This window comes from Pedobacter sp. KH_004 (assembly GCF_057840755.1).
In genome coordinates this window covers 5316461-5343316 of sequence record NZ_CM174519.1, presented here as the reverse complement: position 1 = coordinate 5343316, position 26856 = coordinate 5316461, and the positions used below count along the sequence as shown (strand labels likewise).

Here is a 26856-nt window from a genome sequence, read left to right as displayed (position 1 = left end):
TCTTAATTAAAAGCCAACGTTTAAGCCTAAAGTATATGTTCTTGGTCTAGGATAAAGATTATAATCAATACCTGTTACTAACTCTGGATCAAGCCCTTTGTATTGAGATACGACAAAAACATTTTGGCAGTTTGCTGAAATACGCATTGTGGTATTTCCGTTTTTAGATAATTTACCAACATTATACGCCAGCCCCAAATTATCCATTTTAAGAAACGATGCGTTTCTAATATAATAATCACTTAGAAATTGCGTAGCAGTGAAACCTGTATTTAACAAATCGGTGCTTGCATTATTTATTACACCTACCGAAGTAAGAATATTAGATCTCACACCATAATTTGATGCCACGTTATCATAAACATAATTACCAATATTAGCTCTTAACACGGTATTGATTGTCCATTTTTTATAACTAAACGAAGTATTGAAGCCAAAGGTAAAATCTGGATTAGGGGATTTATAAAAATACTGATCATCTGGTGTAATTGCGCCATCACCATTCAAATCTTCAAAAACACCTTCCAGTGGTTTTCCGTTGGCATTATAAACTTGTTTGTAAACAAAATATGAACCCGGAATTTGATTAACTGCGTTGTATTTTAAGTGAACACCAGTACCTCCAGTAATATCTCCTGCATCGATTTTAAAACCAGAATTTGGATTTAAAGTTAAGTTAGTAACCTTTCTTCTGTTATAAGCAGCGTTAATTCCAAAATCCCAATTGATATCATCAGATTTAATTGCTACAAAGTTTAAACTAGCTTCAGCACCTCTTACATCCATATTTCCAACATTCGTTGTTAATACATTGCTAAAGTTTGTTCCCACAGGTATAGTTACTGTGCTTAATAAGTCTTTGGTTTTTTTGTAGTAAACATCTACACTACCGTACAATCTTCCTTGTAAAAAACCATAATCTAAGCCAGCATTATAGGTGGTTGTTGATTCCCATTTCAAATCTGGATCATAACCTGCAGGTGCGTAATAGTTATAAAAAGTGTTGCCAATTTGGTATTGACCAGTATTGGTATTGGCATAATATTTAGATAGGTAATCGTAGTTACCGATCCCATCTTTGTTACCCGTTTCACCGTAACTTAATCTTAGTTTTAAATCAGATATTACTTTGCTATCCTTTAAGAAATTTTCACCAATAATTCTCCAGGTAAAACCTGCTGATGGGAAATAACCCCAACGGTTATTTTCAGCAAATTTTGAAGATGCATCAGCTCTCATTGTACCAGAAAGAATATATTTATCAGCTAAGGTATAAACTAACCTTCCATAGTAGGAAAGTAGCTTGTTTCGTTCAACAGAAAAGGGAAATACTGGAGTTACAAGCGGAACACCTGTGCCTGTATAATTTGTAAAATTGTAGCCTGTAGTTGAGATATCATAATACCCATAACCAGCAGTTGCGTCGAATCTACTTTTAATGCTTTCTACAGTATGAGCATAGTTTAAATAAAACTCAGAAAACTTATCGTTCCCAGTTCTTAATGCCCGAGAGAAAGATCCTTGAGTTGAAGCACTTTGAGCAGCAAATGTTGGAACTCTGATTGAGCCATAACCTTTAGATACATCATAACCTAAGTTTAAGTTGGCATGCAATTCTGGCAAGAAATGGAAAGAATAATCAAACTTAACATTACCAACACTTCTAGCGGCATGGCCATTGTTGTCCTGTAATCTGATTAAACCAACAGGGTTACGAGGTGAATTTGGATTTGGAACCATATCAGCACCCGTACCTTGTGTCCACTCGTAGTAATTGCCGTAGCTGTTATTCACATTTACAGGCTGCGTTGGATCAAATTGAATGGCGTTCGCAATTGCACCGCCATTTGCAAAATGAGAATCAGTTAATGAACCTTTCACGTTCAAGTCGATTTTTAAATGATCGTTAAACAATCTCGGTGACAAAGTAATTGAACCTGTTCCACGCTTAAGTTTATCGGTAATTAACAATCCATCCTGATCTAAATATCCAGCCGAAACACGATAAGGAACACCCTTGAATGAACCTGCAATACTTAAATTGTTATCAGTTGTAAAGGCTCTTTGATAAATTTCATCTTGCCAATTTGTGTTTGCAGTGCCCAATAATGCTTTTTGAGAGGCACTACCATTGGCATTTACATAAGCACGGACTTGATCAGCAGAAAGTACATCAACATTTTTAATTACTGTCGCAATAGAATTGTTGGTACTAAAATTAATTACCGGAGCACCAGCACTACCTTTTTTAGTGGTAATTAAAATAACTCCATTTGATGCTCTTGAACCATAAATAGCCGTCGCATTTGCATCTTTTAATACTGTAAATGTTTCAATATCATTAGGATTAATTAATGATAAAGGACTTGGCGCATTGTCGATTGTGTTTCCACTGAATGGAACTCCATCGATCACTACTAACGGATCATTACTGGCGTTAAGTGATGCCCCGCCACGGATACGAATTGTACTTCCAACACCAGGCTGACCGCTGTTTGAGATTACATTTACACCTGCAACTTTACCTTGAATTAATTGTTCTGGTGTAGTAATTGCACCCTTTTGGAAGTCTTTTGAACTTACTGTAGTGATTGAACCAGTCAAGTTTTTCTTTTCGGCAGTACCGTAACCGATTACAACAACCTCATTCAATTTTTGTGCATCGGGCACCAATTGGAAATTAACAGTGGCATTAGCTGAAACAGTAACTGGCTTATCAAGCGTTTGATAGCCAATGAAGCTTGCAGATAAAGTTACAGCACCATTGCTTAAGCCTGCTAATTTAAAAACACCATTAACATCGGTTGAGGTACTTCTTGTTGTTCCTTTTACAACAATAGAAGCACCGGGTAAAGGTTGGCCGGTTTCATCAAGCACCTTTCCGGATACCGATCCGGTTTGTGCTTTTACGATTAATGCTGAAAAAACTAACAGCACTAAAAGCCCCTGTTTTAACAGGTAAAATACTTTCATATTCGAAGCTCTTTTAAGTATATAATTTGGTTAAATATTATAGTGATTTACACATAGGCCTAATTTACAGCACTTAATGAGATTTCAAAATTTATTTAAAAAATATATTTTAAGCGATAAAAAATAAAGGGAAAACTTAACATAAATTTTATTTTTGATTAATAAACGAACACAAATTATCGCGATTTATAAAATTTAAACGTCTATAAATCAAATGTTTAAAAAATTAATTTGATAAATTTTAGTGTACTTTTTACACTAAGTTGTTTTCAAGAGGTTTTTCGGGAACGTTCCCGAAAATGAAGGAGAAAAACACTGGTCGTTTTCGGGAACGTTCCCGAAAATCATGCCGAATTCTGCTTATTTTACACTAAGTGAAGAAAAAAATTGAAAATTTCAGACCAAAATTAAGCGCTGTTTTTTAGCTTTTTTTGCTCCCAATTGCTGTAGAATTTCTTTTGATAATTTTCGATTCCAAAACAACTTCTGTAAAGAGATTTTTATCCTGGTTATCATCCAATATTTTGAAAAGCAACTTGGCCGCCTGCTCCCCTATTTCTGTTGCAGGTTGTGTAATCGTTGTTAAAGATGGGTTTAGTAATGGTGCGATTTCCAGACTAGAAAAGCTGATTACTTTTAAATCGTTTGGGATACTAATATTCAAATCGTAACAAGCATAGTAGGTAGCAAATGCTAAACGCTCTACCGAGGTAAAAACACCATCTGGTTGCAATTGCTGCAACGCATTTTTGATGATCACACTGTTTTCTTCGTAGCTGTTGCTACAATCTACAATCAAATTTTCTTCAAACGGAATTTGGTATCTGGCAAGGGCGTCAATGTAGCCCTGCATCCTGGTTTTTCCGATAGACAAACTTTTGTTTACCACCAAATAGGCAATCCGTTTGCAACCTTGCTCAATTAAATGCTCAGTAGCCAAAAAGCTACTGTTATAATCGTTGGTGATTACTCTTGGCGTTTCGATATCTTCATAAATTCTATCAAAGAAAACCAGAGGTAGCCTTTGCGCACCGAATTTATTGAGGTAATTATGATCGTTGGCTTCACCAGAAACCGACATCACTATGCCATCTGCCCGGCCATTATGTAGGTGGCGAATAAAATTGACTTCTTTTTTATAATCATCATCGGTAACATAAATTAAGATATGATAACCGTTTTCCCTAGCCACCCGCTCAATACCATGTATGGCTTGAGAGAAATAATTATTAGCTAATTCGGGAACAATTACTGCAATGGTTTTGCTTCTTTGCTCTCTTAGATTGCTTGCATAATGGTTAGGTTGATAATTCAGTTCTTTGGCTTTTGCCAAAATACGTTCTTTGGTAGCAATGCTGATGTCACTATTATCTCTAAACGCCCTAGAAATAGTCGAAGTAGATAAATTTAAAGCCTCAGCTAACTTCTTAATATTAATGCTATCCATTTTGGCTACTCACCTATGTAATTGAATTTTCGTTGTAAATATAATCTATAATATATCGAAATAGATAAATGAAACTGCTCAAAACTTCTAGTTTCTTATTCTGATAAGCGTATAAAAACATTTGAGCAATAAAAAACCAATTTGTTACGATGTGGGTGAACTAATCTAAAATTATCGATAACCAGGCTAATCTATATCAAAATAAATTGCGATTTTTGAAAACAAAAACCTCTAATTCAGTATTAATACTATACTTAATTATCATCTTTATCCTCACATTTAAATAAATCACTATAGCAAAAATTTACGTCAATGGGAACTAAGAAAATACTCATCGCCGATGATGATGAAGGGATTGTAGATGCAGTGACGATGATATTAGAAGTAATGGGTTATGAGGTAGAATTTACTTACGATGGCGGAGCAGTTTTCGAGGCCGTTAAAAATAAACCAGACTTAATTCTGTTGGATATTTGGATGAGTGGACATGATGGCCGCGATATCTGCAAATTGCTTAAAAGTGATCCTCAATATCAAAAAATACCCATTTTAATGATTTCAGCAAGTAGAGACATCCGTCAATCTGCTTTGGATGCCGGCGCCAACGATTTCATGGAAAAACCGTTTGAAATGGATTCGCTGCTCAATAAGGTTGACTTCCTATTGAACTAAAGTCATACCTTAAGGTGAACTAGAATTGCCAGATTACGCGCTCCAGAAATATGCTGTTATCAAGTTTAAATTTCCGAAATTTAGGCATTACATGTCTGATCAAAATCTATCTCTTTTAAGAAAAATAATCCATATTGATATGGATGCATTTTATGCTTCCGTAGAGCAACGAGATGTTCCGGAATATAGAGGCAAGCCTATTGTGGTGGGCGGCAAACCCGACAGCCGTGGCGTTGTTGCAACTGCCAGTTACGAAGCTCGTCAGTTCGGAATTAAATCTGCTATGTCTTGCAGCAAAGCCTATCAGCTTTGTCCTACTGCGATTTTTGTGTACCCCCGTTTTGATGCTTATGCAGCCGCATCGAAAGCCATCCGAGAAATATTTAGCCGATACACCGACATTATTGAGCCTTTATCTTTAGATGAAGCCTATCTTGATGTTACCGAAGATAAGCTCGGAATAGGCTCTGCAATTGACATTGCAAAATCAATAAAAGACGCCATAAAAAATGAATTGAATTTAACCGCATCGGCGGGTGTTTCGGTAAGTAAATTTGTGGCGAAGGTTGCTTCAGACATGAACAAACCAGATGGATTGACTTTTATCGGTCCGTCGAAAATTAAAGCTTTTATGGAGAAGTTACCTGTAGAAAAGTTTTTTGGCGTGGGTAAAGTAACGGCTGCTAAGATGAAAGCAATGCAAATCAATATCGGTGCTGATTTAAAAAAGCTAAGTGAGGCGCAACTAATAGCCCAATTTGGGAAATCGGGCAGGTTCTATTATAAAATTGTAAGGGGAATTGATGATCGTCCGGTAAGAGCAAATCGGGAAACAAAGTCTGTAGGTGCCGAAGATACTTTATCTGAAGATACCAATGATGATGCGGTAATGCATGATTTACTTCGACAGATTAGCGAAACCGTAGCGAAGCGATTAGAAAAATATCAGCTAAAAGGCAAAACTGTTACACTAAAAATTAAGTTTGAAGACTTTAAAATTATTACCAGAAGCAGGTCTTTTCCTGCCTCAATTAATAAAGCGGAAACCATTTACAACGAAGCCATCAACTTATTAAATGAGGCCAATATTGGCTTTGCAAAGATAAGACTCCTGGGAATTACGCTATCTCGATTTTATGATGACATGGCGGAAGAAAAACTAGAAAATAGTCAGCTAGAATTCGATTTCTAATTATTTCTCCCTAGCGATTTTATAACGAGGATCATCGATGATGTTGACTTCAATAATATCTTCAGCATTTTTAAGTAACCGTTTACAATCTTCGCTTAAAAACTGCAAATGAAGTTTTTTATTTGCATTCCGATATTTTTCAGTCAGTTTGTTTAATGCGTCGATTCCAGACATATCATAAATTCTACTGCCTTTAAAATCGATTACTACATACTCAGGATCATTAGACACTTCAAAGAGATCGTTAAAATTTGCTACGGAACCAAAAAATAAAGGACCATAAATTTCATAATGTTTAACACCATCTTCATCTTTAAATTGATTAGCCCTTATCCGTTTTGCACTCTGCCAGGCAAATACCAAAGCAGAAATAATAACGCCAATTAATACGGCCAAGGCTAAATTGTGGAGCCAAACCGTAATCACTGCCACAGAGATTCCTATAAAAATATCTTGTTTTGGCATTTTATTGATCACCTTAAAGCTCATCCACTCAAATGTGCCAATGGCAACCATCATCATTACGCCAACCAATGCTGCCATTGGTACTCGCTCAATAACCGGCGCACCGATAAGAATAATAAGTAAAATCGTTAATGCTGCAATAGTGCCCGAAAGTCTTGCCCTTGCTCCGGCAGATAGATTTACAAGCGTTTGTGCAATCATCGGGCATCCGCCCATACCTGTAAAAAAGCCATTGGTAATGTTAGCAATTCCCTGAGCAATACTTTCCCTGTTTCCATTGCCTTTGGTTTCCGTAATTTCATCAACTAAATTTAGAGTCAGCAAACCTTCTGTTAAACCTACACCAGCCATAATTAATCCGTAAGGAAAGATGATTTTCAAAGTATCTAAATCAAAAGGGATTTTAGGAATGTGAAAAGGTGGAACCCCCCCGCTTACCGAAGCAATATTTTTAACCAGTTTGGTATCTATATTGAAAACGAGAACGATAACAAATACAACAATAATAGCGACTAGCGAGGATGGAACTGCCTTAGTAAATTTTGGCAAGACAATAACAATAAGCACCGTTAGGGCAACTAAACCCAACATGGTGTAAAGTGCCGGTCCGCTCAACCAAGTAGTGTTGCCGCCGACAATTGTTTTAAACTGCTCTAGCTGCGACATAAAAATAATTACGGCCAGCCCATTTACGAAGCCAAACATTACAGGCTGAGGAACGAGTCTTACAAATTTACCAAGTTTAAAAAGGCCAACCAAGATCTGTACTACTCCCGCAAAAGCAACAGCAGCAAATACATATTCTATGCCATGGGTCTTCATTAAAGCTATGAGTACAATTACGGTTGCTCCGGCCCCTCCTGATACCAAGCCCGGCCTACCGCCAAAAACTGCGGTAACTAGCCCCATAATAAAGGCTGCATACAAGCCTGTTAAAGGTGGGAAACCTGCTAAGATGGCGAATGACAAAGATTCGGGAATCATCGTCATCGCAACAGTAAGTCCTGCTAAAATCTCTGTTTTATAATTTATTTTTTTAGAGAAGTCGAATAGCTGCAGGTAGGGTTTCATTGCTGTTTTTTGAAGCTACAAATATCAGCTTTTATCTTGAAATCGATAATAATAAATGATATTGCTTAATTGATTTGCTTCAACCCTTCCTTGCAAATCCTTTTCGAACGCGACCAGAAGAAAGTACTATAAATTATCCCGATATGGCCCCAAACAAAAAGATTGTAAATACCGTTAATACAACTTTGCGTTGATTTTAAGCCTCTAAACTTATGTAGTGGGCTGTAAACAAATGTTTATCATCACCTATTATTAATGATTTTTTAACCATCCAAGTCGTCTCTGATCTGGCAAATGTTTAACCTTAAACGCTTCAAATTTTGCTTCAAAACCATTGCCATCCGGGCTGGCAGCCATTAATCCAACCATAACAGGGGTGTTATCTTGTAATGGTGCATTTCTGGTCATGATATAATTTTTATCATCAAGGGAGTAAAAAATCTCAACAGCATCGAGCCTTCTTACTGCCTTAACCCAAATAAATGGAGGTACTTTTTCAAGTGGTAGAACACTCCAGTCGCTTTTTTGGTGAGTGACTACAGTGCTCACGTTAAACTTTCCATCTACAAACTCCACTCCTGTTTTGATATAATTTTGATGATCAATGCGAATCATTAAACCCATCTGATCAAAACGAGCTTTATAATCTCCCGTTAATTTTACTTTTACCTCAAATTCACCACCATAAGTGCCGTAGTAGAACGGAGCATCATCTACAGTGAAACCATAATGCGAAATGCGCCAATAATCGCTTTGAGGAGTTACCTGCATCATTAAGCTATTATCTTTCACTGACCACTTCTCAGGCTCATTAAACCATTGCATATTATTTAAATTTTGGGCTTGTAATTTATTTAGGCTTACCAACATACAGATGGCTAATAGTATCTTTTTCATTCTTAATCTTATCATTTTTAAGGTTGCATCTAAACCTGAGTCTATCCAACCGGAAGCTCAAAGTTATCTATGATTTCCCTATCGCTCAATGGTGAAAAATAACCATTACCTTTGAGAAGCAATGAGAAATTTACTTGACATAAAACTGTTAGGGCAAACCTTTAAAGGTAATGCAAGTGAGAATTTACAAATTGAGCAGGCTAAGGCAATTGCTGAAATGTACAGTAAACTTGAGAACGGGATTAGCGTATTAAGCGATTTGAAGAGCAGGAAAAGTTATATTTTTTATAATTCCATTGCTAAAGACCTCGGCCTTTCCGAGCAAAAAGATGAAATCAATTCCATTTGGGAAGATGAACTATTAAGCAAAGTTCATCCGGAAGATTTGACTAAAAAATACCAGTTAGAATTTCAATTCTTTAGGATGATTCAGTCCGTTAGCCTGGACGAAAGGCACCATTATGAAGTAATTACCAGGTTAAGAGCAAAAAATAGGGAGGGAAAATATGTGATGCTGAAGCACCGGCTAATTTATATCGCAAACGCCACTGATGGTAATGTTTGGCTGGCGCTATGTCTTTACAACTTAATATATGACCATCCGGAATGTAGTATTCCGAGTGGTTTAATCGTGAATAAACAAACGGGAAAAGTGATAGACAACGAGATCAGGAATCTTTCCAACCTACTCTCCAGCAGGGAGCAGGAAATTCTAAAATTGATTAAACACGGAAAACGAAGTAAAGAAATTGCCGATAAACTTTCATTGAGCATTAATACGATAAACCGCCACCGCCAAAATATTTTTCAAAAACTAAACGTGACGAGTGCCTTGGAAGCTTGCAGAGTTGCAGAAACGCTTGAATTATTTTGAGACTGCTGGCTTTTTACTGAACAGACCGATTAGCTTTTTGCCCACCATCATTACAGGAACAGCAATTAAACCACCCACTATCCCCGCTCCAAATTCTTTTATCGTAGATTGAAGGTTTGGCAGAACATGGTGCATAAATTCAATATTATGAACAAAAATCCCTCCTGCAACCAGAATCAAAGCAATGGTACCCACTACAGCTAACGTTTTTATAATGATTGGCAAAGCTTTAACCAATAAATGCCCCAGAGATGCCCAAAAACCTTTATCGTTGGAGCGTTTTATTAATTTATGGCCAGCATCATCCATGCGGACGATTAAAGCAACAATGCCATAAACTCCAATGGTTGCCAATATCGCTACAACTGACACCGTCAGAATTTGTATCGCCAATGATTTATCTAAAACACTTCCAAGCGCAATAATCACGATTTCTATCGAAAGGATAAAATCTGTTAATACCGCCGATTTAACCTTCGCCTTTTCTGCTTCAGCATCGTTTTGTCTAACTTCAGCAGCAGCCACCGGTGCTGGCTTTGATCGATGAAAAAAGAATTCGATAATTTTTTCTACTCCTTCATAAGCTAAGTAAAAGCCACCTAAAACCAAGATCACTTTGATGGCAACCGGAAAAAATGCCTGAAGCAATAACGCAATAGGAACAATGATCAGCTTATTCAAAAATGATCCTTTTGTAATGGCCCACAGTACCGGAATTTCTCTCGACGCCAAGAAACCAGTGGCTTTTTCAGCGTTAACAGCCAAATCATCCCCTAATATGCCTGCGGTTTTGCGGGTTGCCAACTTGCTAGCCATGGCCACATCATCCATTAAAGCACCTATATCATCTAAAATTGCAAAAAAACCTGAAGCCATTTGTATCTAATAATTATGCCGCAAAATAGAAATTCGTTTCGGAATTGAGCGAATATACTGTACAACATTAATCCGAATACTTAAACTAAATTATGGAGCGATAGTTTTATAATCTTTCGTAATACATCTAAATTTATGTCATCAAGCTTATTAATGTAAAGGCAACCTGCTCCGGCTTTGTGCTTTCCAAGTTCTTTCATCAGATCCAAATGTTTTTCATAATTCACAGTAAGGTACAACGATAAATTTGCCTTACGTGGCGAAAACCCAATCCGCAGCCAGTTTACTGTTCTTCCCGTTGCCGCACTGGTAACTTGTTTATTCCCAAACCCAATAATCGCACTGCTCCACAATACCGGCTCTTCACCACTGGCATCCTTCATCATTTGCGAAATAGTAAAGCTGTCTTCACGTTTTTGCTCATCATCGATGCTGTTAATAAATTCATCCACACTGGCTTGTGTTGGTTTTGTTTTAATTTCTGCAAGCTTTTTTTTCCGAGCCATGTTTATATTTACAGGTAATAGTTTCCAAAAGTATTGTAAAAGAAATGGGGCAATTTATTCGCCCCATTCTAATGCTAAAATAACTTTTCGGCAGGCGGAGTTGCACCAGCCAAACGAATGTAAACAGTTCCCTGTCCTCTGTGATGCGTTTGGTGCTCGAAACATTTGTTCAGTGCATCTTCCCGGGTCATTTCGAATTTCCCAAAAAGTTTTACTTTTTCTGATAGCTTCTCGGCGGACATTTTTTTAATACCAGCAATGACGAAGTCGTAGCTTGCTAAAACATCTTTTGTTACCGTTGCTTTCGATTTATCGGTGCCTTTCTCTAAACCACCCATCGCTACCGGACTCTTTTCATCCGTAGCTGCCGATGCGAATGCGTAGTTTGCATCAGCAAGGTGAAAAAACTGATCGGCAAAAGACCGCATTTGAGGCGTGGGTTTCAAAGAAAAAGAGCCTTCAGGCATGGCATCTAAATATTCTTTTGTGTAAGTTTTGGCTCGTTCCCAATCGGCAACGGTTTTTTCAAGAGCAGTTTGCGCTTTAGCTGTTACGATGGAAAACATCAACAGCACTAGCAAAGAGGATTGTTTAATTATTTTCATTTTGTCGAATTTATACTCAAACATATGGAGTATTGATGGAATAAAAGAATTAAATCAATGAGCCAACTGATGCTGCTTAAACAATTCCCTTGTGATCAACTTCACATTGGTCGCGAGTTGATCATAGGTGCAATGTTTGGCATTAATCGGAAAAGGGATGCCTCTTTCCCATTTAATAAAATCAATTAACATAATAGACTCTTTTGTGATGTTTTCGGTTCCTTCCAACATGTTAAACAATTCCTTTGCAAAAAGCTCATTGGCACCAACCTGAAAGCATCCGTATTCTTCAATACCTTTACACAGTTTGAACTTTAATGATATTTCGAACTTAGTTTCCATATCAAAATAAAAGAGCCGCCATTACAGGCAGCTCTAAACTGATTATTAAGTGCTAATTATTGAATTTCGATTTTTCTGGTAACCATTTTAGCTTCTTCTCTTTTTGGAATATCAATATTTAAAATTCCGCTATCGTATTTCGCCTGAATCTGATCAGCGTTTGCACTTTCTGGTAAGGTGAAGCTTCTCACAAACGAACTATAGCTATACTCCCGCTTTGCATAACTTCTTTCCTGCCTTTGATCTTGGTGACTTTGCTCTACCGAGATAGACAAAACATCGCCTTCAAGTTTCAGTTTGAAATCTTCTTTGGCGAGGCCAGGCACAGCAAGTTCGATGTGAAAGTGATCTGCAGACTCGCTAACATTTGCAGCAGGCACTCTTGTAACCATTCGATCAGAGAAGAATGTATCGTTAAAGATCGAATCAAAAACATTGTTAAAGGCCGGCATTGAATTGGTCTTTTTGTTGTTTTCCGAATTAAATTTAACCAGTGTCATAGGTTTTTCCTCCTTAAATTTATTAATGACTAAAAAACTAAATAATTAATTAAACTCTTGAGCTAAATGCTCAGACTACATTAAACAACTCAAATGCCAAACCTTTTCTGCCCGGGTTTAGCTGAAAAATTTTCATAAAAAGTGAAAAATTTTCAGTCGCAATGCCAAAAATGCATTTAGGCTAGCTATTAAAAGGCATATCGAGTCTCTTCGCTCAATAATATAGAGTGGTACTAAAACGCAGAAGCCTCTTCTAAAGAAAAGGCTTCTGCAACAAATTTTAAATAGTGATTTTTGAAACTTAAGCTTCGATGGTAAATGCGCTCAACTCCACAAACTGTTGTATTCTTGCTGCCACTTCTTCTTCTGTTAAATTCAATAATTTTTCGGTACCAAATTTTTCTACACAAAATGATGCAAGGGCAGAGCCATAAATAATAGCATTTTTCATATTGTTGAAATTGATGGTACCAACTTTAGCGAGATAGCCAATAAAACCGCCTGCAAATGTATCTCCCGCACCTGTTGGATCGAATACTTCTGCCAATGGTAATGCAGGTGCAGAGAAAATCTGATCTTCATGGAATAATAATGCACCATGCTCTCCTTTTTTAATAATCAGGTACTTTGGACCCATAGCCAAAATTTTCTTGGCAGCCTTAACCAGAGAATATTCTCCAGACAATTGACGGGCTTCTGCATCATTAATCGTTAGAACATCAACTAATTTAATGGTTTCCAGCAAGTCATCCATCATAATATCCATCCAAAAGTTCATGGTGTCCATCACGATTAATTTCGGGCGATTCCTTAAACGTTTGATTACCGTTTGCTGAACTTGCGGCGTTAAATTGCCCAACATTAGGTAGTCGCAATCCTGATAACTCTCCGGAATAATTGGATCGAAATTTTCCAATACGTTCAGCTCAGTAATTAAGGTATCCCTGCTGTTCATATCGTTATGATATTTTCCAGACCAGAAAAACGACTTTTCACCCGCTTTTACCTGTAAGCCTTCGGTATCAATACCATGTTCCTTGAAACTATCTATATCAGATTGTGGAAAGTCATTACCTACTACTGCAACAATTTTCGCCTTATTATAGAAGTAAGATGCAGCTAAACTTGCGTACGTTGCGGCGCCACCAACAATTTTATCTGTTTTTCCAAATGGAGTTTCAATAGCATCGAAAGCTACAGTACCTATGATTATCAGGCTCATATATTTTATTTTGAATTTTTTTAAAAATTTTTCACTGCAAATATTGCATAAATAATTTAAAAGCCCTAATATTGCATTCCCAAAACGAACAAGGCCTGATAAGCTGCAAAGCATAAAGAACCTCGTTTTAGGAAACAACCAGCACTCCTTCTTAGCTCAGCTGGTTAGAGCATCTGACTGTTAATCAGAGGGTCGCTGGTTCGAGCCCAGCAGAGGGAGCCAACATCCTCACAGCAATGTGGGGATTTTTTATGAAATGATTGCCAAAGGATTTTGGCAAATTGAATACAAAAAGAATAATATTCCTTCTTAGCTCAGCTGGTTAGAGCATCTGACTGTTAATCAGAGGGTCGCTGGTTCGAGCCCAGCAGAGGGAGCCAATATCAAGAACAAGCCTTACCATGCCCGGTGAGGCTTTCTTGTTTTAGAAATTCTAATAATCAAGCGGCTGTTGAAGGCGCTTGAAATAAGTTAATATTGGCAATAAATATTTCTATGAAAAAAATAGGACTGGTTGGCGGAATAAGCTGGGTATCAACAATGGATTATTACAAACTCATTAACGAGGGGGTAAATGCCAGGCTTGGCCGCTTGAACTTTGCAGAATGCATCATCTATTCCTTGAATTTTGGCGACATTCAATCCGCAGGCTGGGATAATTCTTATGAATTATTAATAGGTGCCTGCAAAAGCTTAAAAAATACCGGGGTGGAAAGTATTGTTTTATGTGCAAATACGGCCCATCTTTTTGCAGATAAACTTCAGGATACAATCGGACTGCCTATCATCCACATTGGAGAAGAAACTGCAAAAGCGATTAATAAAACTGGGTACAAAAAAGTAGGCCTATTGGCTACAAAGTTCACAATGGAAATGAACTTCTACAGAGACAAACTAGAAACGTATGGACTGGAGGTTCTCATACCTAAAAAGCAGGAAACCAGAGATTACATTCAACGAACCTTAAAAGAAGAGTTAGGGATAGGTTTTATCAATCCGGAAACAAAAATCAATTACATCTCTATTATAAAAGAACTTGTAGACAGTGGCGCTGAATGTATCATATTAGGGTGTACAGAAATCCCTATGCTTATCAATCAGGACGACTTTGATATCCCCATGTTTGATACTACAAAAATACATTCGCAAGCAATTGTTGATTATATCGTTTCGTAAAACCATAAGGCTGTCGGTTTTGATATCAATCAGCCTTCTCTTGTTCAGATCGAGGTTTGGTAGCTTTTGCTTTCGTTGAGTATTCGGTATTGTAGCATTTACCAAAATTGTTTTGAAGATTTTTTTGAAATGGAGAACATGTACCCTGAATGGAATTGAGCCTTTTTGGCCTCATTTGCATATCCACTGATAACATCATAAGATCTGAAATTACACAAACCAATCTGCCAGGCGTAGCTTTTGCAATTATGGTAGAACTATTCTTTACTTCCACTAAACTGATATCCATGGTTAGAATATAGATAGGCCGCAAGTTGATAATTTGCAATTGCTTCTTCTGTCAACCAGTTTTCTGAAGGAATAGATATAGCATTTCCAGTTCTAAAATCAGGAATAAATGTGGTTACTTTTTTATTGGGATCTAAAATTACAAGCTTATTATTTTTGATGTAACCTAAACTCTGATATGTACTTATAAACGCTCTTTGTTGATCATCTTTCATTTTGAAAACATCCTGCCCGAAAAATTTGCTGTGATAGTTGAAGTTTAATAACCCAAGGATGGATGGACCAATATCAATTTGAGCCGTCAATTTCTCAAACTTACCAGGTTTAATAATCGCCGGAGAGAACATGATCATCGGGATATGATATTTATCTACCGGAAGCTCTACCTTGCCCGCACTTGATGCACAATGATCTGCAACGATAACAAATAACGTATTTTTGAACCAGGGTTTAAGTTTTGCCTCATTGATAAATTTCCCGATTGCATAATCTGTATATTTAACTGCACCTTCCCTTCCTGTATGCGATGGAATATCTATTTTTCCGCCTGGATATGTATATGGCCGATGGTTTGAAACGGTCATAATGTGTGCAAAGAAATGTTTTCCGCTCCTATAATCTTTGTCCAATTCATGCATGGAAAGCGTAAATAAATCTTCATCGGCTACGCCCCAGGTATTTTCATAATGGATTTCTTCTTTACGCAACGCATTTCTATCAGAAACCTCATAGCCATCCTGAGAGAAAAACTCGTTCATGTTATCAAAATAACCATAACCGCCATAAATAAACCTGCTGCTATAGCCCTTCGATTTAAATAGACTTCCGAGTGTGAAAAGATTTTTATTATTTGGCCGTTTAATAATAGATTGCCCGGGAGTTGGTGGAATACAAAGTGATAATGCCTCTAAGCCACGTACAGTTCGTGTTCCGGAAGCATAAAGATTGGTAAATAAAAGTCCGTGTTTGGCTATTGAATCGAGATTTGGTGTAATACCTTGCGTATTGCCAAAACAGCCTAGAAACTCGGCGCTTAAACTCTCTACGCTGATTAAAACCACATTCATCTTTTTTTCTGCGGAAAAAGATTTTATAGCTCTCGACGTATTAAGCTCTCTTGTACTTACTGGTATAAATGCCAGGTCTTTGCCAACAATGTTTAACGCCTTTTTAATAGAAACTGTTTTGTAAAAAGTATTGTATTCTAATTGATTATGCCAGAAAGCAAACCCAAACTCATACATGCCATTTCCCGAAAGTTCATTAACATATTGATTACGACTTTGATTTTTCCAATTATGACTAACTAGAAAATAAGCAGAGAGTGGCGCTATCAAAAATAAAAGGAGAAATTTCGAACGCTTTGCAAAACGCATTGGAACATTTGTCGAAGCCCATATTTTTGTTCTTAAAAGATAGGTTACGGCTAAAGATAGAATTAAAAGTACAGCGACGATGGTGTTTATTGGATACGATTGCCTGATGTTTCCGATCACTTCGGTAGTGTATACCAAATAATCAACGGCAATAAAGTTATAACGCACAGAAAATTCTTCCCAAAAGAACCATTCCGAAATGGCATTGAAAAACAGTGTTGTCACCACAATAAAAAAATAGCTGATCAGCAATACGCGATTCAACCCTTTGCTATACCAGCGAGATGGAAATAGCCATAGATAAAGCACCAACGGAATAATTGCATAAGATCCGGCAGCCAAATCGTAGAGTAGGCCAATTACAAACACTTTTATCAGATTGAATGCGGTCCACTCAAAAGATGCCGCGGAAGCTACTAAAAGAACAAGTCTCGTCAGTAGTGAAGCAGCGCAAAGCATAATAAGGGATATTAGTATGGGTCCATAGCGGTATTGAAATAAGGTATTTATTTTTTTAAAAATAGTCGGCTTTGGGGGCATTTGTTTGGTTATTTAACCAAAGCTAACTTTAAAGTGTGAAGAAATACTGAATTTTAATTTAGCCAACTTTTCCAATAGGAGTAAATTTTTCGAAGACGGCATCGGTATGTGGTGCATCAGGTAATTCGTCGGTTAAATCTTGCCCAGCCCAATGCTCGTAATGTTTACCGTTTCGCCATAACCGACTGTCAGTCATGTCGTAAATCAAACCTTTGTATGCAACCCAAATCTGCGGCTTATCTTGCCCGTTCTTTAACGCTAATTGTTGTTTCGTATAAATCGGTAGCTCCATCAATTTGTGTACATTTCGAGGTTGTCTGTAGTTTTGTTCTTGCACAAGCCCTTGTTTTTTAACCCGACAAAAGCGTCAGCCTCCGGCCTTCCCGGAGCTATAGCGTATGGAGGGACGATCTGACCCAAGATGTAAAAAAATTTCATTTCCTAAACGTATCATCCCGTTTGTAAGGCTTTACTTTTAAATCGCTCGTATAAATAAATGTTCATTAACAACAAACCCATTAAATAAAAATGATCTTCAAAAGGAATAGTGCCAACGCGGAAATTTAAATTTTCATTGTTATTATAAATCACCACCGGGATGGATGTTAAAAAACCGTTCACAATATAAAAAGGGATCAGCGCAACTAAATAGGCCCGATAAAATTTGAACATGAACCTGTATTTTTGGTTGACGTACTCTACTGCGAACAATAAAACGAATAGAAAACCGAAATTGATTAACGTATACCATTTGGTGTAACCGAAAAATAAAAATGCAAAGCAGATACCCAACACGGCATGGCTTACCGCCAAACTATATTTTTGCAGGTTGTTATTAGGAAAATACGCGTTAAGGCATTCGTAGATAAATACGCAGGCGTAAGGAACGGTGAGAAAGAACAATATTTCTTCCAGTGGCAGGCCCCATAAATAAATACCCACGAGGTAATCTGGATTGAAAGACCAAACATCAAGCTTCACAAACAACAGATCCCAGATTAAAAAAACAACCCCGGTAATGAGGATAGCGGGTATGATAAATTTCCATTTGCTATAGAAATGAACCTTTTTATCAAAAGACAAGGCAAGGGGAAATAAAATTACTCCGATATTGATGAGTAGGTAAACGTAATTCATTATATGTATTTCTGTAATGTTTTAACTTCTTCGGCGGTACAACGCTTACTATCAATCATAAACCGGGCTACATTTTTTATTAAGGCGTCATCTGCAACACCAAAATTACGATTCTGGTAATGCTTAACAATTTCTTTCCTATCGGTGTTTAGATTTTTACTAAGCCCTAAAAAGCCTGGGGTGAAGTGCTCAATCGAAAAGCGCATAAAACGGATTTCCAGATTTTCTTTGTCCATATTTACTGCTTTTTGCATGGTTTTCAGGGAACCTTTAACATATTTAATTTTATTATAGGGGTTCCAGGTATGTTTAGCTTTCAACGCTTCTAAAGTACCCGCATAGGCAACGGTTAACGCGGTTTTATTCGGTAACCGGTTGAGTTTTTTAAACAGCGAATCCGTTAATGCTTCATTCTCTACTGCTTTAACCAAATCGGTTTTTAAAACTGCAATCTCTTTTGGAGAAAGCTGTGCTTTTGCAACGTTTATCAATGCAAAACAGGTTAGAAAAAAAAATCGCAGTTTTATCATGTATAAGCAAAGGTAAGAAAAGCGAATGGTTTTATACTTTCGTATTTTTGTTGACTATCGACAAGGGAAAAGCATGCTGATCAAAACAAAATCATTAAAAATCGCTTTATTTACACCATGGATAAAAAACCAAAGGTAACCGTGATCGGTGCCGGTTTCGCAGGAATATCTGCCGCAGCATTATTGGCTAAAGATGGTTGCGATGTTACTGTTATTGAAAAAAATGAAATGGCCGGGGGCCGAGCCAGAACCTGGAGTAAAGATGGTTTCTTATTTGACATGGGGCCTAGCTGGTACTGGATGCCTGACGTTTTTGAAAATTTCTATCAAATATTCGGCAAGAAAACTGACGATTTCTATGAGCTTAAAAGGCTGAATCCATCTTACCGCATCTATTTTGGCAAAGAAGAAACTATAGATGTACCTGCTACTCTTGAAGAGTTATATGAGCTTTTTGAAAAATTCGAACCTGGGAGTTCTAAAAACCTCGATTCTTTTTTAGCACAGGCCAAGTACAAATATGATGTAGGAATGAATGAATATGTATTCAAACCTTCACACAGTGTGATGGAATATTTTGATCCGCGTTTGGCAATTAGCGGGATTAAACTGCAGCTTTTAGGTAATATGCGCAAACACGTGCATCAGCTTTTTAAAAATGAGCAGCTTCGGAAGCTTTTGGAGTTTCCTGTACTATTTTTAGGTGCTACTCCACAAAACACTCCAGCATTGTATAGTTTAATGAACTACGCTGATTTAGTTTTGGGTACCTGGTATCCAATTGGTGGCATGCATAAAATTGTTGAAGCAATGCAAAGCATAGCGGAGCAACAAGGTGTGAAATTCCTGTTCAATACCGAAGTAAATAAAATTAGCGTAGAGAATGGAATTGCAAAGGAACTTTTAACCAATCAAGGCAACTTTACTACTGATTTTGTAGTTGGCAACGCTGATTATCATCATATAGATCAAAAATTATTGGACAAGGCTTATCGCAACTATGATGAAAAATATTGGCAATCGAGAACAATGGCTCCTTCTTGCCTGCTTTTTTATATTGGCTTAAATAAGAAATTAAACAATATCGTTCACCATAATTTATTTTTCGATGAGGATTTTGATGCACATGCTGAAGAAATTTATACGAAACCAAAGTGGCCCGCAAAACCTTTGTTTTATGCTTGTTGTCCTTCGATAACTGATGCAAGCGTTGCTCCTACTGACTTTGAGAATCTATTTTTCCTTATCCCCATTGCACCCGACCTGGAAGACAGTGACAATAAGCGTGAGGAGTATTTTAATTTATTGTTAGAACGATTTAAGGTTTTAACAGGTAATGACATCAAAGAAAACATCTTGTTTAAGCGAAGTTATGCCATGAATGATTTTGTTGAAGATTACCACGCATTTAAAGGCAACGCTTATGGCTTAGCAAACACTTTGAAACAAACAGCATTTTTAAAACCTAAAATGAAGAGCAAAGTAACAAACATGTTATACACCGGGCAATTGACGGTTCCAGGCCCTGGAGTGCCACCTGCAATCATATCTGGCCAAGTGGCAGCAAAAGAAATAATAAAAAAGTTAAAAAAAGCTTGACAAACTTAAAATTTCCCTTATCTTTATATCCACAAAACAAAAACACTGCAAATAACCTTTTAAACGCAATATTGTTTGAGGTTTGCATTTGTTTCGAATAGAGAGAGAAGGCAAATTGTTGAAAGCAACCATAAGAATCAACTAACCAAATATATGATAAGCAATAAGGCCTGGATATTTTCCGGGCCTTTTGCTTTTACAAAAAATCGTTCGAACAGCAATAATTTCTACACTTTTAACGTCTGCAACTCCTGCCAATAGCAGTTCATTTTAAACATTAACCCCTGTTGTAAGAGAAGCTCAGAGCTGTGCTTGTGACGGTGTAGTGGAAAAAGCGAGGACTTGTACGGAAAGCGGGGACTCACTTACAAAAGAGTTCTAATTGTTGCGCTCCAAAAAACTGGACAAAAAAAAGTCTCAGCTTTCGGTGAGACTTGTAATTCTTTTCAGAAAAATATCAGTTATGCCATTTCTGCAATAGCAATATTTTTAGAATACGTTTTTAAATATTTTTTCAAAATTCCTCTCGCCACGTGAATACGGGTTTTTACAGTACCAATCGGAATCTGCAACATATCGGCAATTTCGTGGTATTTGTAACCTTCGAAATAACGAATGAAAGGAACGTAATATTCTTCTGGTAATTGAGCAAGTGCTTTATCAATATCACCAAGTACGAATTTACTTTCTGCCTGGTTTTTGGTTGCGCTATAAGAAAGGTTAGCCGAAGAAATATCTTCACTTTGTGTAATTAAAGTATTTGTTTTTACTAAACGACGATAGTTGTTAATGAAAGTATTTTTCATGATCGTAAACAACCATCCTTTTAAATTTGTTCCTTCTTTAAACTTGTTGTAGTAAGTGATGGCTTTGAGCATCGTATCTTGAACAAGATCATTTGCATCTTCGGCATCTTTGGTAAAATTTAAAGCATAAGATCTAAGTGAAACTGAGTGATGGTTAACCAGATGATTGAATTCAAATTTTGTCATGATATTTAGCTTTAGGTAAGATTTAAAACAAATGAATTGATGTTCATTGTTTTTTACTAAACAAACTTAATACCAAGTTTTTTTGGCACGGAACTAAAACAGCAAAACCGTGCTAAAGGTTGCTTCCGTCACAGAATATTTACTTCTCTTTCCAGAGTGACTCCAAAAGTAGACTTTACACTGTCTATTATTTGTTCAGAAAAATTATACACTTCCGAACCTGTTGCATTTCCATGATTAACCAATACCAGGGCCTGATTTTTCCAGGTGCCGGTTTGGCCAACTACTTTGCCTCTCCAGCCACATTGCTCTATCAACCAGCCCGCAGCAAGTTTGATTTTGTTATCGGGTGTTGGATAGTGCACCACATCCGGATGTCTGGCCACCACATCGGCAAATTCATACTTCTCAATTACCGGGTTTTTAAAAAAGCTACCGGCATTGCCAATCGTAGACGGATCGGGAAGTTTACTAACCCGAATATGTGAAACCGCTGAAGAAACATCGGCAATGGTTGGATTTTCTATCGCCCTCTTTTGAAGCTCAACCTTGATAGCGCCATAAGAGGTATTTATTTTTGGTTGTGCAGATAAGCGGAAAGTTACTGAGGTAATAATAAACTGACCTTTTAACTCCGCCTTGAAAATACTTTCGCGATAACCGAAATGGCAATCACTGAAATTAAAGGTTTTGATTTCGCCGGTTTTGATTTCGAATGCGGTACAACTTTCAAAAACATCCTTAAGTTCTACCCCATAAGCGCCAATATTCTGAATGGGCGAAGCGCCAACCGTTCCAGGAATTAAGCTTAGGTTCTCTACTCCTGCAAAGTTATTTTCTATGCAATAGTTTACAAAATCGTTCCATACTTCGCCAGCACCAGCAGTAACGAGTATATTATCGCCATCGGCTGTTGATTCGATTCCTTTAATGCTGATCTTGATCACTAAACCCAGATAATCTTGCGTGAAAAGCACATTGCTCCCACCACCGATGATTAATAATTTCTGCAATTTACTAAGCTCGTTCTCGAATAAGGCTTTTAAATCTGCTTCAGAAAAAATCTCCGCAAAATAGTCTGCCTTAACATCGATACTGAAAGAGTTGTATGGCTTAAGCGAAATATTTTCTTGAATGTGAAGCATATCTAATTTGTATTTGCCACAAAAGTAAAATAAAAAGGGATGAAATTTTAAAATGGATTAAAAGCAGTTTTTTTTACTCCACGATGTGAGTGATCGCTTTATCAAAATTGAAACTGATGCTTTCTCTGTCTAAACCTTCGATTTTTACACGCGATAGCGTCCAGCCTAGAAACTTTGGTTTATTTTTTGCCAATTCGAGCAACCGATAACGTTGTTTTGTCAGCGCTGCACTTACTAAACCCACGCTATCTGACTCGGCTTGAGGTAAATGCTCAATCTCAGTTTCCAAAACTGCCAATGTGGAATCTAATTGATGGCCTTTACTTAGGCTATCAGCGTAAGCTTTTGGCGAGATATTGTAAAGGCTATCTAGCTTTGCATTTTTAAAATTCAGTTTCTGTTCAGCGTTTTCATATTTTGATTCAACCAAATCTATGGCTCGATCTTTATCTGTTTTTTTTGTACAGGAAAATATTAGTATTGAAATTGCAAAGAGGCGGAATATATTTTTCATAAAAGAAGTTTACAAGTTGGAAACAAGCACCTTGCCAAAATTTATCAGCTATTTAATAGCCCCTTCCTCACAAACAGTAGCCCAAAGGCTCTGCTTTTTTCTTTGCCTTGATTTTTGTGATGAATTTTATGCGCTTTTCTTACTGCTTTTAGATAGCCATTATCACTCTTAAACGTTTTAAATCTTCTATGTACAAACCAATCGTGGATGATAAAATAGATTACGCCGTACACACTAATTCCTAACCCAATAAAGAAACGATAGCCAAAAACATCTTTATCAATAAACATTAAGTAAAGTGACAGGCCCGCAAAAAGCAAGGCAAATAAATCGTTCCATTCGAAAAATGAGTGTGATTTTTGGTGATGACTTTTATGCACAAACCATAGCGGACCGTGAAATAGGTATTTATGGATGCACCACGAAACACATTCCATTACAACGATGGTACAGATTACTATCAAGATGCTTAAAAATACAGTCATTCTAAAGCTTAGCTAAGAATTGCAAATTATCCAATAAATCATTTAAAAACACTTTTAAGTGTCATAACATTGTAACATAATATTCAATTTTTAATCAAATGATTAACATTTAAAAATATTGATCTATTTTTGACTAAAATATTAAAAAAGTCAGAAAGTAGAAAAGTAAAATGGTTGTAGCTGATAAAAAGAGAGAACAGATTATTGAGGGTGCTATAAAAAGATTTAGTCATTTCGGTATTGGAAAAACCACTATGAACGATATTGCTGATGACCTTTCGGTTTCCAAACCCTCTCTTTATTATTATTTCCCTGATAAGAAACACTTGATTCTTGGTGTGATTGAGAAGATTTTTAACGAATTTTTTGAGGCCATACAAAAAAAGTACAATCCCGAACTGGGATTAGAGACCATACTGGTAAATACAATAGATGTTAGAAATACCTTTTTCCAAAAATATTACATGTTAAAAATTGCGGAGGGTGTTCCAGATTTATTAAACGATGAATCGATTAAAACCAAGCTGAATGAATTAAAAGATATTGAAAAAGATTTTTTCGCAAAGGTTTTCGGTAGTGCAAAAGAAAAAGGTGAAATAGACCATGAAGACGTAGCTCATATTGCAGAGCTATACTTAGAAAGCTTGATGGGTTTAACCACCATGTGTGTGATGGAAACGGCTAAAGATATTTTCCCTGATAAGAAAGCATTAAATAAGATGAGCCAAAAGCAGAAAGATCTTTCGTCAATTTTCACAAAAGGATTGAAGTGCTAAAAGAATAAGGAGTAAAGAACAACGAGTGTAGAGTAAGGAGCAAAGAACAAATATTTCGATTGCCAAGTATGAAAAACTGGAATTACGTATTGACACTTTATAATAATTACTCGATACTAAAAATAAGAACCCAAAAAACAAAATCAATATATTATGCTTAGAGTAAAAATGGTAAAATTAATGCTCATCCTGTTAATAGGCATGGCTTTACCTGAACTGGTAACTGCACAACAGCAAGTTACCTTAAAAGATGCGCTAACCTACGCGCTTCAAAATAATGCCCGTGTTCGCAAAGCGAAACTCGACATTGAAGGTGGACGATACAAAGTACAAGAAGTAAGGGCACAGGCTTTACCTCAACTTACTGGTACTGCTGGCTTAACCTACAACCCAATCATTGGGCAATTAGTTGCCGATTTCGGTGGTCAGGCACAAGCTATAAAGTTAGGACAAAACTGGAATTCTAATGCTGGCGTACAACTTTCGCAACAATTGTTTAACCAACAGGTTTTTACAGGCTTGCAAGCGGCTCGTTCCAGCGAAGAGTATTACAACCTCACCTCACAGTTAACCGAAGAACAGATAATTGAATTGGTTGCCAATAACTATTATCAGGTTTTGGTGAACAGACAACAATTAAATGTATTAGATACCAACATCAAAAATGTTAAAACAGTTGAGAAAGTAATCTCCAACCAGTTTAAAAATGGGTTGGCACGAAAAATTGATGTAGATCGGATCAGTGTAAATTTAACCAACTTAAATACCCAAAGAGAGCAAGTGGTTAACGCGATTGTTCAATTGGAAAATCAGCTTAAATTTTCGATGGGGATGCCAGTAAGCACACCTATCCAATTGCCGGTAACCGAGTTAACACAGGTTACACAATTGCCGGTTTTTACTGATTCAGTTGATTTGGCAAACAGAACAGAGGTTAAATTGCTCAACACCCAGGATAAACTACTTAGCTTGCAGCGTAAAGCTTATCTGGCAGAATATTATCCTTCGTTGGCATTAACAGGCAACTATACTTATTCCAGTCAGAGTGATGGTTTTGATTTTTTGAGCTCGAATGCTGCAGCTATTGGCTACGGAGCATCGGCAATAGGTTTGACATTACGTGTTCCAATTTTTAACGGTTTTTTAACGCGTTCAAAAGTTCGCCAGGCAAATGTTGAGATTTTAAAAGCAAAAGAAGACAGAAAGGAATCGGTAAACTCATTGAACCTGGCTTACGAAAATGCTAAAATTCAACTTCGCAATAACTTGAATACCATCAACTCACAACGTAAAAACGTAGAGTTGGCACAAGAAATTTACAAAAGCACTCAAAATAACTATAACAACGGGTTGGCTTCTTTAACTGATTTATTGGACACAGAAAATTCACTTACATCATCTCAAAACAGTTATACCCAGGCTTTATTAAACTATAAAATAGCCGAAATACAATTAATAAAATCAAACGGAAATATTAAATCGCTAGTACAATAAAAATGAAAAGAATAATTATCATCATTGTTGTAGTTATTGTTGCCCTTGGCGCAATTGCTTATGTTTTAACAAACAACAAGAAAAAGGCAGAAGAAACCACAGCATTTATCGCGAAGGGCAGCGGCGCTGTTGCTGTTAAAACCGCTACAGTTGAGCGGAAAGAAATTAACCTGGATTTTACGGCGAATGGTACTTTCGCTGCTAATCAAGAGTTAAACTTTATGGCAGAAAACTCTGGTCGTGTAAGCAAAATTTTTGTAGAAGAAGGTAGCCGTGTAAGCAAAGGAACAGTGTTGGCTAGAATTGATGCTGAGATTTTAAATACGGATAGAGAAACCGCCGAAGCTACTTATCAAAACGCTCAGAAAGACTTACAACGTTATGAAAGCTCTTTCAAAACAGGTGGTGTTACTCAACAACAGGTAGATCAGGCACGTTTAACTGCTCAGAATGCTAAAATTCGTTTACAGCAACAACAACGTAAGTTAAATGATGCTAACATTAGATCATCAATTAACGGTATTGTAAACAAAAAAATGATCGAAGTTGGCGCTGTTGTAGCACCAGGAACTCAATTATTTGAACTCGTAGATGTTTCAAAGTTAAAGTTGAAAGTGAACGTTAATGAAAGCCAGGTGGCTAACTTAAAAATTGGCGATGCAGTTCAAATTCAATCTTCTGTCTTTCCACAGGATAAATTTACAGGTAAAGTAACTTTCATTGCTGCTAAAGCTGATGAAACTTTAAACTTTCCTATCGAAGTTGAAGTAACAAACAATGTTAAAAATAGCTTAAGAGCCGGCATGTATGGTTCAGCGGTTTTTAAATTCCCTAAACAAGCGCCAGCTATTTTGGTACCGCGTACAGCTTTCGTAGGTAGCGTAAGTAGCAATGAAGTATATATTTTAAATAAAGCTAAAAATACAGCTCAAACTCGTAAAGTAGTTTCAGGGCGTATTTTGGGTGAAAACGTAGAGGTGATAGATGGCTTAAAAGAAGGTGAAACGGTAATTACCAGTGGCCAAATTAACTTGAACGAGGGCACACCAGTTACGGTTATTAAGTAAAACATCGAAAGTAAAAAGTAAAAAGCTCCGGGCTTAAACGCTGGGCGCTAAAACCGGCCAGCGCTAATCGCTGTACGCCAAACGCAATACCAAGA

At 37.0% G+C, this 26856-nt stretch carries 26 protein-coding genes and 2 tRNA genes; 10 read left to right on the top strand and 18 right to left on the bottom strand.

Going from position 1 to position 26856, the window contains the following annotated elements; all coding sequences use genetic code 11:
- Positions 1–6: 6 nt before the first annotated feature.
- Both AC3ITD_RS23120 and AC3ITD_RS23115 read right to left on the bottom strand, forming a co-directional pair.
- Complete coding sequence (locus AC3ITD_RS23120) at positions 7–2973, bottom strand: SusC/RagA family TonB-linked outer membrane protein (RefSeq protein ID WP_489362960.1); 2967 nt, start codon at positions 2971–2973, stop codon at positions 7–9.
- Positions 2974–3394: 421 nt separating this feature from the next.
- Complete coding sequence (locus AC3ITD_RS23115) at positions 3395–4420, bottom strand: LacI family DNA-binding transcriptional regulator (protein WP_489362959.1); 1026 nt, start codon at positions 4418–4420, stop codon at positions 3395–3397.
- 312 nt (positions 4421–4732) lie between these two features.
- Between AC3ITD_RS23115 and AC3ITD_RS23110 the strand changes: the two genes are divergently transcribed.
- The gene (locus tag AC3ITD_RS23110; RefSeq protein WP_265800056.1) at positions 4733–5092 is read left to right on the top strand and encodes a response regulator; all 360 of its coding nucleotides are present in this window, start codon (positions 4733–4735) and stop codon (positions 5090–5092) included.
- A 91-nt stretch (positions 5093–5183) separates the two neighbouring features.
- The gene (dinB, locus tag AC3ITD_RS23105) at positions 5184–6284 is read left to right on the top strand and encodes a DNA polymerase IV (protein ID WP_489362958.1); all 1101 of its coding nucleotides are present in this window, start codon (positions 5184–5186) and stop codon (positions 6282–6284) included.
- On the opposite strand, the gene AC3ITD_RS23100 is transcribed toward dinB, so the two are convergent.
- Both AC3ITD_RS23100 and AC3ITD_RS23095 read right to left on the bottom strand, forming a co-directional pair.
- Positions 6285–7820 carry a SulP family inorganic anion transporter gene (locus AC3ITD_RS23100; RefSeq protein WP_489362957.1) on the bottom strand — a complete coding sequence of 512 codons (1536 nt, stop codon included), beginning with the start codon at positions 7818–7820 and terminating at the stop codon, positions 6285–6287.
- A 252-nt stretch (positions 7821–8072) separates the two neighbouring features.
- Positions 8073–8717, bottom strand: a complete 645-nt coding sequence (locus tag AC3ITD_RS23095) for a DUF1349 domain-containing protein (RefSeq protein ID WP_489362956.1) — start codon at positions 8715–8717, stop codon at positions 8073–8075.
- A 121-nt stretch (positions 8718–8838) separates the two neighbouring features.
- Here AC3ITD_RS23095 and AC3ITD_RS23090 point away from each other — a divergent pair, with 121 nt between their 5' ends.
- Entirely contained in the window at positions 8839–9591 is a 753-nt protein-coding gene (locus AC3ITD_RS23090; protein ID WP_489362955.1) for a response regulator transcription factor, read from the top strand.
- Here AC3ITD_RS23090 and AC3ITD_RS23085 read toward each other — a convergent pair.
- The 6 genes from AC3ITD_RS23085 to AC3ITD_RS23060 all read right to left on the bottom strand — a co-directional run bounded on the left by AC3ITD_RS23085 (position 9583) and on the right by AC3ITD_RS23060 (position 13642).
- Positions 9583–10467, bottom strand: coding sequence for a DUF808 domain-containing protein (locus AC3ITD_RS23085; protein WP_265800061.1), 885 nt, complete (start codon positions 10465–10467; stop codon positions 9583–9585). The genes AC3ITD_RS23090 and AC3ITD_RS23085 overlap by 9 nt on opposite strands.
- Before the next feature lie 80 nt (positions 10468–10547).
- On the bottom strand, positions 10548–10973 hold the full coding sequence (locus tag AC3ITD_RS23080) for a DUF1801 domain-containing protein (RefSeq protein ID WP_489362954.1): 426 nt from the start codon (positions 10971–10973) through the stop codon (positions 10548–10550).
- 74 nt (positions 10974–11047) lie between these two features.
- The gene (locus AC3ITD_RS23075; RefSeq protein ID WP_489362953.1) at positions 11048–11578 is read right to left on the bottom strand and encodes a DinB family protein; all 531 of its coding nucleotides are present in this window, start codon (positions 11576–11578) and stop codon (positions 11048–11050) included.
- Between the two features lie 54 nt (positions 11579–11632).
- Positions 11633–11920 (bottom strand): hypothetical protein, encoded by a 288-nt coding sequence (locus tag AC3ITD_RS23070; protein ID WP_489362952.1) that lies wholly within the window; start codon positions 11918–11920, stop codon positions 11633–11635.
- Positions 11921–11976: 56 nt separating this feature from the next.
- A complete protein-coding gene (locus AC3ITD_RS23065; protein ID WP_489362951.1) occupies positions 11977–12420 on the bottom strand; it encodes an Hsp20/alpha crystallin family protein in 444 nt (147 codons plus the stop codon).
- A 301-nt stretch (positions 12421–12721) separates the two neighbouring features.
- Positions 12722–13642 (bottom strand): PfkB family carbohydrate kinase, encoded by a 921-nt coding sequence (locus AC3ITD_RS23060; protein ID WP_265800068.1) that lies wholly within the window; start codon positions 13640–13642, stop codon positions 12722–12724.
- 145 nt (positions 13643–13787) lie between these two features.
- On the opposite strand from AC3ITD_RS23060, the gene AC3ITD_RS23055 reads away from it, so the two are divergent.
- The 3 genes from AC3ITD_RS23055 (at position 13788) to AC3ITD_RS23045 (ending at position 14818) form a co-directional block, all read left to right on the top strand.
- A tRNA-Asn gene (locus tag AC3ITD_RS23055) sits at positions 13788–13864 on the top strand.
- A gap of 81 nt (positions 13865–13945) precedes the next feature.
- A tRNA-Asn gene (locus AC3ITD_RS23050) sits at positions 13946–14022 on the top strand.
- Positions 14023–14137: 115 nt separating this feature from the next.
- Positions 14138–14818 carry an aspartate/glutamate racemase family protein gene (locus tag AC3ITD_RS23045; protein ID WP_489362950.1) on the top strand — a complete coding sequence of 227 codons (681 nt, stop codon included), beginning with the start codon at positions 14138–14140 and terminating at the stop codon, positions 14816–14818.
- 257 nt (positions 14819–15075) lie between these two features.
- Here AC3ITD_RS23045 and AC3ITD_RS23040 read toward each other — a convergent pair whose 3' ends face one another.
- The 4 genes from AC3ITD_RS23040 to AC3ITD_RS23025 all read right to left on the bottom strand — a co-directional run bounded on the left by AC3ITD_RS23040 (position 15076) and on the right by AC3ITD_RS23025 (position 18650).
- A complete protein-coding gene (locus tag AC3ITD_RS23040) occupies positions 15076–16941 on the bottom strand; it encodes an LTA synthase family protein (protein WP_489362949.1) in 1866 nt (621 codons plus the stop codon).
- Between the two features lie 139 nt (positions 16942–17080).
- A complete protein-coding gene (locus AC3ITD_RS23035) occupies positions 17081–17314 on the bottom strand; it encodes a cytochrome b5 domain-containing protein (protein ID WP_489366738.1) in 234 nt (77 codons plus the stop codon).
- A 158-nt stretch (positions 17315–17472) separates the two neighbouring features.
- On the bottom strand, positions 17473–18159 hold the full coding sequence (locus AC3ITD_RS23030) for a lycopene cyclase domain-containing protein (protein ID WP_489362948.1): 687 nt from the start codon (positions 18157–18159) through the stop codon (positions 17473–17475).
- Positions 18159–18650 (bottom strand): hypothetical protein, encoded by a 492-nt coding sequence (locus tag AC3ITD_RS23025; RefSeq protein ID WP_265799305.1) that lies wholly within the window; start codon positions 18648–18650, stop codon positions 18159–18161. Before AC3ITD_RS23025 ends, AC3ITD_RS23030 begins: the two co-directional genes overlap by 1 nt.
- A 156-nt stretch (positions 18651–18806) precedes the next feature.
- Here AC3ITD_RS23025 and AC3ITD_RS23020 point away from each other — a divergent pair, with 156 nt between their 5' ends.
- Positions 18807–20288 carry a phytoene desaturase family protein gene (locus AC3ITD_RS23020; protein WP_489362947.1) on the top strand — a complete coding sequence of 494 codons (1482 nt, stop codon included), beginning with the start codon at positions 18807–18809 and terminating at the stop codon, positions 20286–20288.
- A gap of 461 nt (positions 20289–20749) precedes the next feature.
- Here the strand turns inward: AC3ITD_RS23020 and AC3ITD_RS23015 are convergent, their stop codons facing one another.
- The 4 genes from AC3ITD_RS23015 to AC3ITD_RS23000 all read right to left on the bottom strand — a co-directional run bounded on the left by AC3ITD_RS23015 (position 20750) and on the right by AC3ITD_RS23000 (position 23424).
- On the bottom strand, positions 20750–21280 hold the full coding sequence (locus tag AC3ITD_RS23015) for an RNA polymerase sigma factor (protein ID WP_265799307.1): 531 nt from the start codon (positions 21278–21280) through the stop codon (positions 20750–20752).
- A 128-nt stretch (positions 21281–21408) separates the two neighbouring features.
- Complete coding sequence (gene murB, locus AC3ITD_RS23010; RefSeq protein ID WP_489362946.1) at positions 21409–22425, bottom strand: UDP-N-acetylmuramate dehydrogenase; 1017 nt, start codon at positions 22423–22425, stop codon at positions 21409–21411.
- 73 nt (positions 22426–22498) lie between these two features.
- A complete protein-coding gene (locus AC3ITD_RS23005; RefSeq protein WP_489362945.1) occupies positions 22499–22939 on the bottom strand; it encodes a hypothetical protein in 441 nt (146 codons plus the stop codon).
- Positions 22940–22983: 44 nt separating this feature from the next.
- Positions 22984–23424, bottom strand: coding sequence for a sterol desaturase family protein (locus AC3ITD_RS23000; protein WP_489362944.1), 441 nt, complete (start codon positions 23422–23424; stop codon positions 22984–22986).
- Between the two features lie 170 nt (positions 23425–23594).
- On the opposite strand from AC3ITD_RS23000, the gene AC3ITD_RS22995 reads away from it, so the two are divergent.
- From AC3ITD_RS22995 to AC3ITD_RS22985, 3 genes are all read left to right on the top strand, one after another.
- Positions 23595–24200 (top strand): TetR/AcrR family transcriptional regulator, encoded by a 606-nt coding sequence (locus tag AC3ITD_RS22995; RefSeq protein ID WP_489362943.1) that lies wholly within the window; start codon positions 23595–23597, stop codon positions 24198–24200.
- A gap of 153 nt (positions 24201–24353) precedes the next feature.
- The gene (locus AC3ITD_RS22990) at positions 24354–25694 is read left to right on the top strand and encodes a TolC family protein (protein WP_265799312.1); all 1341 of its coding nucleotides are present in this window, start codon (positions 24354–24356) and stop codon (positions 25692–25694) included.
- A 2-nt stretch (positions 25695–25696) separates the two neighbouring features.
- Positions 25697–26761 (top strand): efflux RND transporter periplasmic adaptor subunit, encoded by a 1065-nt coding sequence (locus AC3ITD_RS22985; RefSeq protein WP_489362942.1) that lies wholly within the window; start codon positions 25697–25699, stop codon positions 26759–26761.
- Positions 26762–26856 lie beyond the last annotated feature (95 nt).

Bases quoted from the DNA above. Each gene is read 5' to 3' on its own strand.
- AC3ITD_RS23120 (WP_489362960.1), bottom strand. From the start codon at position 2,973: ATGAAAGTATTTTACCTGTTAAAACAGGGGCTTTTAGTGCTGTTAGTT.
- AC3ITD_RS23115 (WP_489362959.1), bottom strand. From the start codon at position 4,420: ATGGATAGCATTAATATTAAGAAGTTAGCTGAGGCTTTAAATTTATCT.
- AC3ITD_RS23110 (WP_265800056.1), top strand. From the start codon at position 4,733: ATGGGAACTAAGAAAATACTCATCGCCGATGATGATGAAGGGATTGTA.
- dinB (WP_489362958.1), top strand. From the start codon at position 5,184: ATGTCTGATCAAAATCTATCTCTTTTAAGAAAAATAATCCATATTGAT.
- AC3ITD_RS23100 (WP_489362957.1), bottom strand. From the start codon at position 7,820: ATGAAACCCTACCTGCAGCTATTCGACTTCTCTAAAAAAATAAATTAT.
- AC3ITD_RS23095 (WP_489362956.1), bottom strand. From the start codon at position 8,717: ATGAAAAAGATACTATTAGCCATCTGTATGTTGGTAAGCCTAAATAAA.
- AC3ITD_RS23090 (WP_489362955.1), top strand. From the start codon at position 8,839: ATGAGAAATTTACTTGACATAAAACTGTTAGGGCAAACCTTTAAAGGT.
- AC3ITD_RS23085 (WP_265800061.1), bottom strand. From the start codon at position 10,467: ATGGCTTCAGGTTTTTTTGCAATTTTAGATGATATAGGTGCTTTAATG.
- AC3ITD_RS23080 (WP_489362954.1), bottom strand. From the start codon at position 10,973: ATGGCTCGGAAAAAAAAGCTTGCAGAAATTAAAACAAAACCAACACAA.
- AC3ITD_RS23075 (WP_489362953.1), bottom strand. From the start codon at position 11,578: ATGAAAATAATTAAACAATCCTCTTTGCTAGTGCTGTTGATGTTTTCC.
- AC3ITD_RS23070 (WP_489362952.1), bottom strand. From the start codon at position 11,920: ATGGAAACTAAGTTCGAAATATCATTAAAGTTCAAACTGTGTAAAGGT.
- AC3ITD_RS23065 (WP_489362951.1), bottom strand. From the start codon at position 12,420: ATGACACTGGTTAAATTTAATTCGGAAAACAACAAAAAGACCAATTCA.
- AC3ITD_RS23060 (WP_265800068.1), bottom strand. From the start codon at position 13,642: ATGAGCCTGATAATCATAGGTACTGTAGCTTTCGATGCTATTGAAACT.
- AC3ITD_RS23045 (WP_489362950.1), top strand. From the start codon at position 14,138: ATGAAAAAAATAGGACTGGTTGGCGGAATAAGCTGGGTATCAACAATG.
- AC3ITD_RS23040 (WP_489362949.1), bottom strand. From the start codon at position 16,941: ATGCTTTGCGCTGCTTCACTACTGACGAGACTTGTTCTTTTAGTAGCT.
- AC3ITD_RS23035 (WP_489366738.1), bottom strand. From the start codon at position 17,314: ATGGAGCTACCGATTTATACGAAACAACAATTAGCGTTAAAGAACGGG.
- AC3ITD_RS23030 (WP_489362948.1), bottom strand. From the start codon at position 18,159: ATGAATTACGTTTACCTACTCATCAATATCGGAGTAATTTTATTTCCC.
- AC3ITD_RS23020 (WP_489362947.1), top strand. From the start codon at position 18,807: ATGGATAAAAAACCAAAGGTAACCGTGATCGGTGCCGGTTTCGCAGGA.
- AC3ITD_RS23015 (WP_265799307.1), bottom strand. From the start codon at position 21,280: ATGACAAAATTTGAATTCAATCATCTGGTTAACCATCACTCAGTTTCA.
- murB (WP_489362946.1), bottom strand. From the start codon at position 22,425: ATGCTTCACATTCAAGAAAATATTTCGCTTAAGCCATACAACTCTTTC.
- AC3ITD_RS23005 (WP_489362945.1), bottom strand. From the start codon at position 22,939: ATGAAAAATATATTCCGCCTCTTTGCAATTTCAATACTAATATTTTCC.
- AC3ITD_RS23000 (WP_489362944.1), bottom strand. From the start codon at position 23,424: ATGACTGTATTTTTAAGCATCTTGATAGTAATCTGTACCATCGTTGTA.
- AC3ITD_RS22995 (WP_489362943.1), top strand. From the start codon at position 23,595: ATGGTTGTAGCTGATAAAAAGAGAGAACAGATTATTGAGGGTGCTATA.
- AC3ITD_RS22990 (WP_265799312.1), top strand. From the start codon at position 24,354: ATGCTTAGAGTAAAAATGGTAAAATTAATGCTCATCCTGTTAATAGGC.
- AC3ITD_RS22985 (WP_489362942.1), top strand. From the start codon at position 25,697: ATGAAAAGAATAATTATCATCATTGTTGTAGTTATTGTTGCCCTTGGC.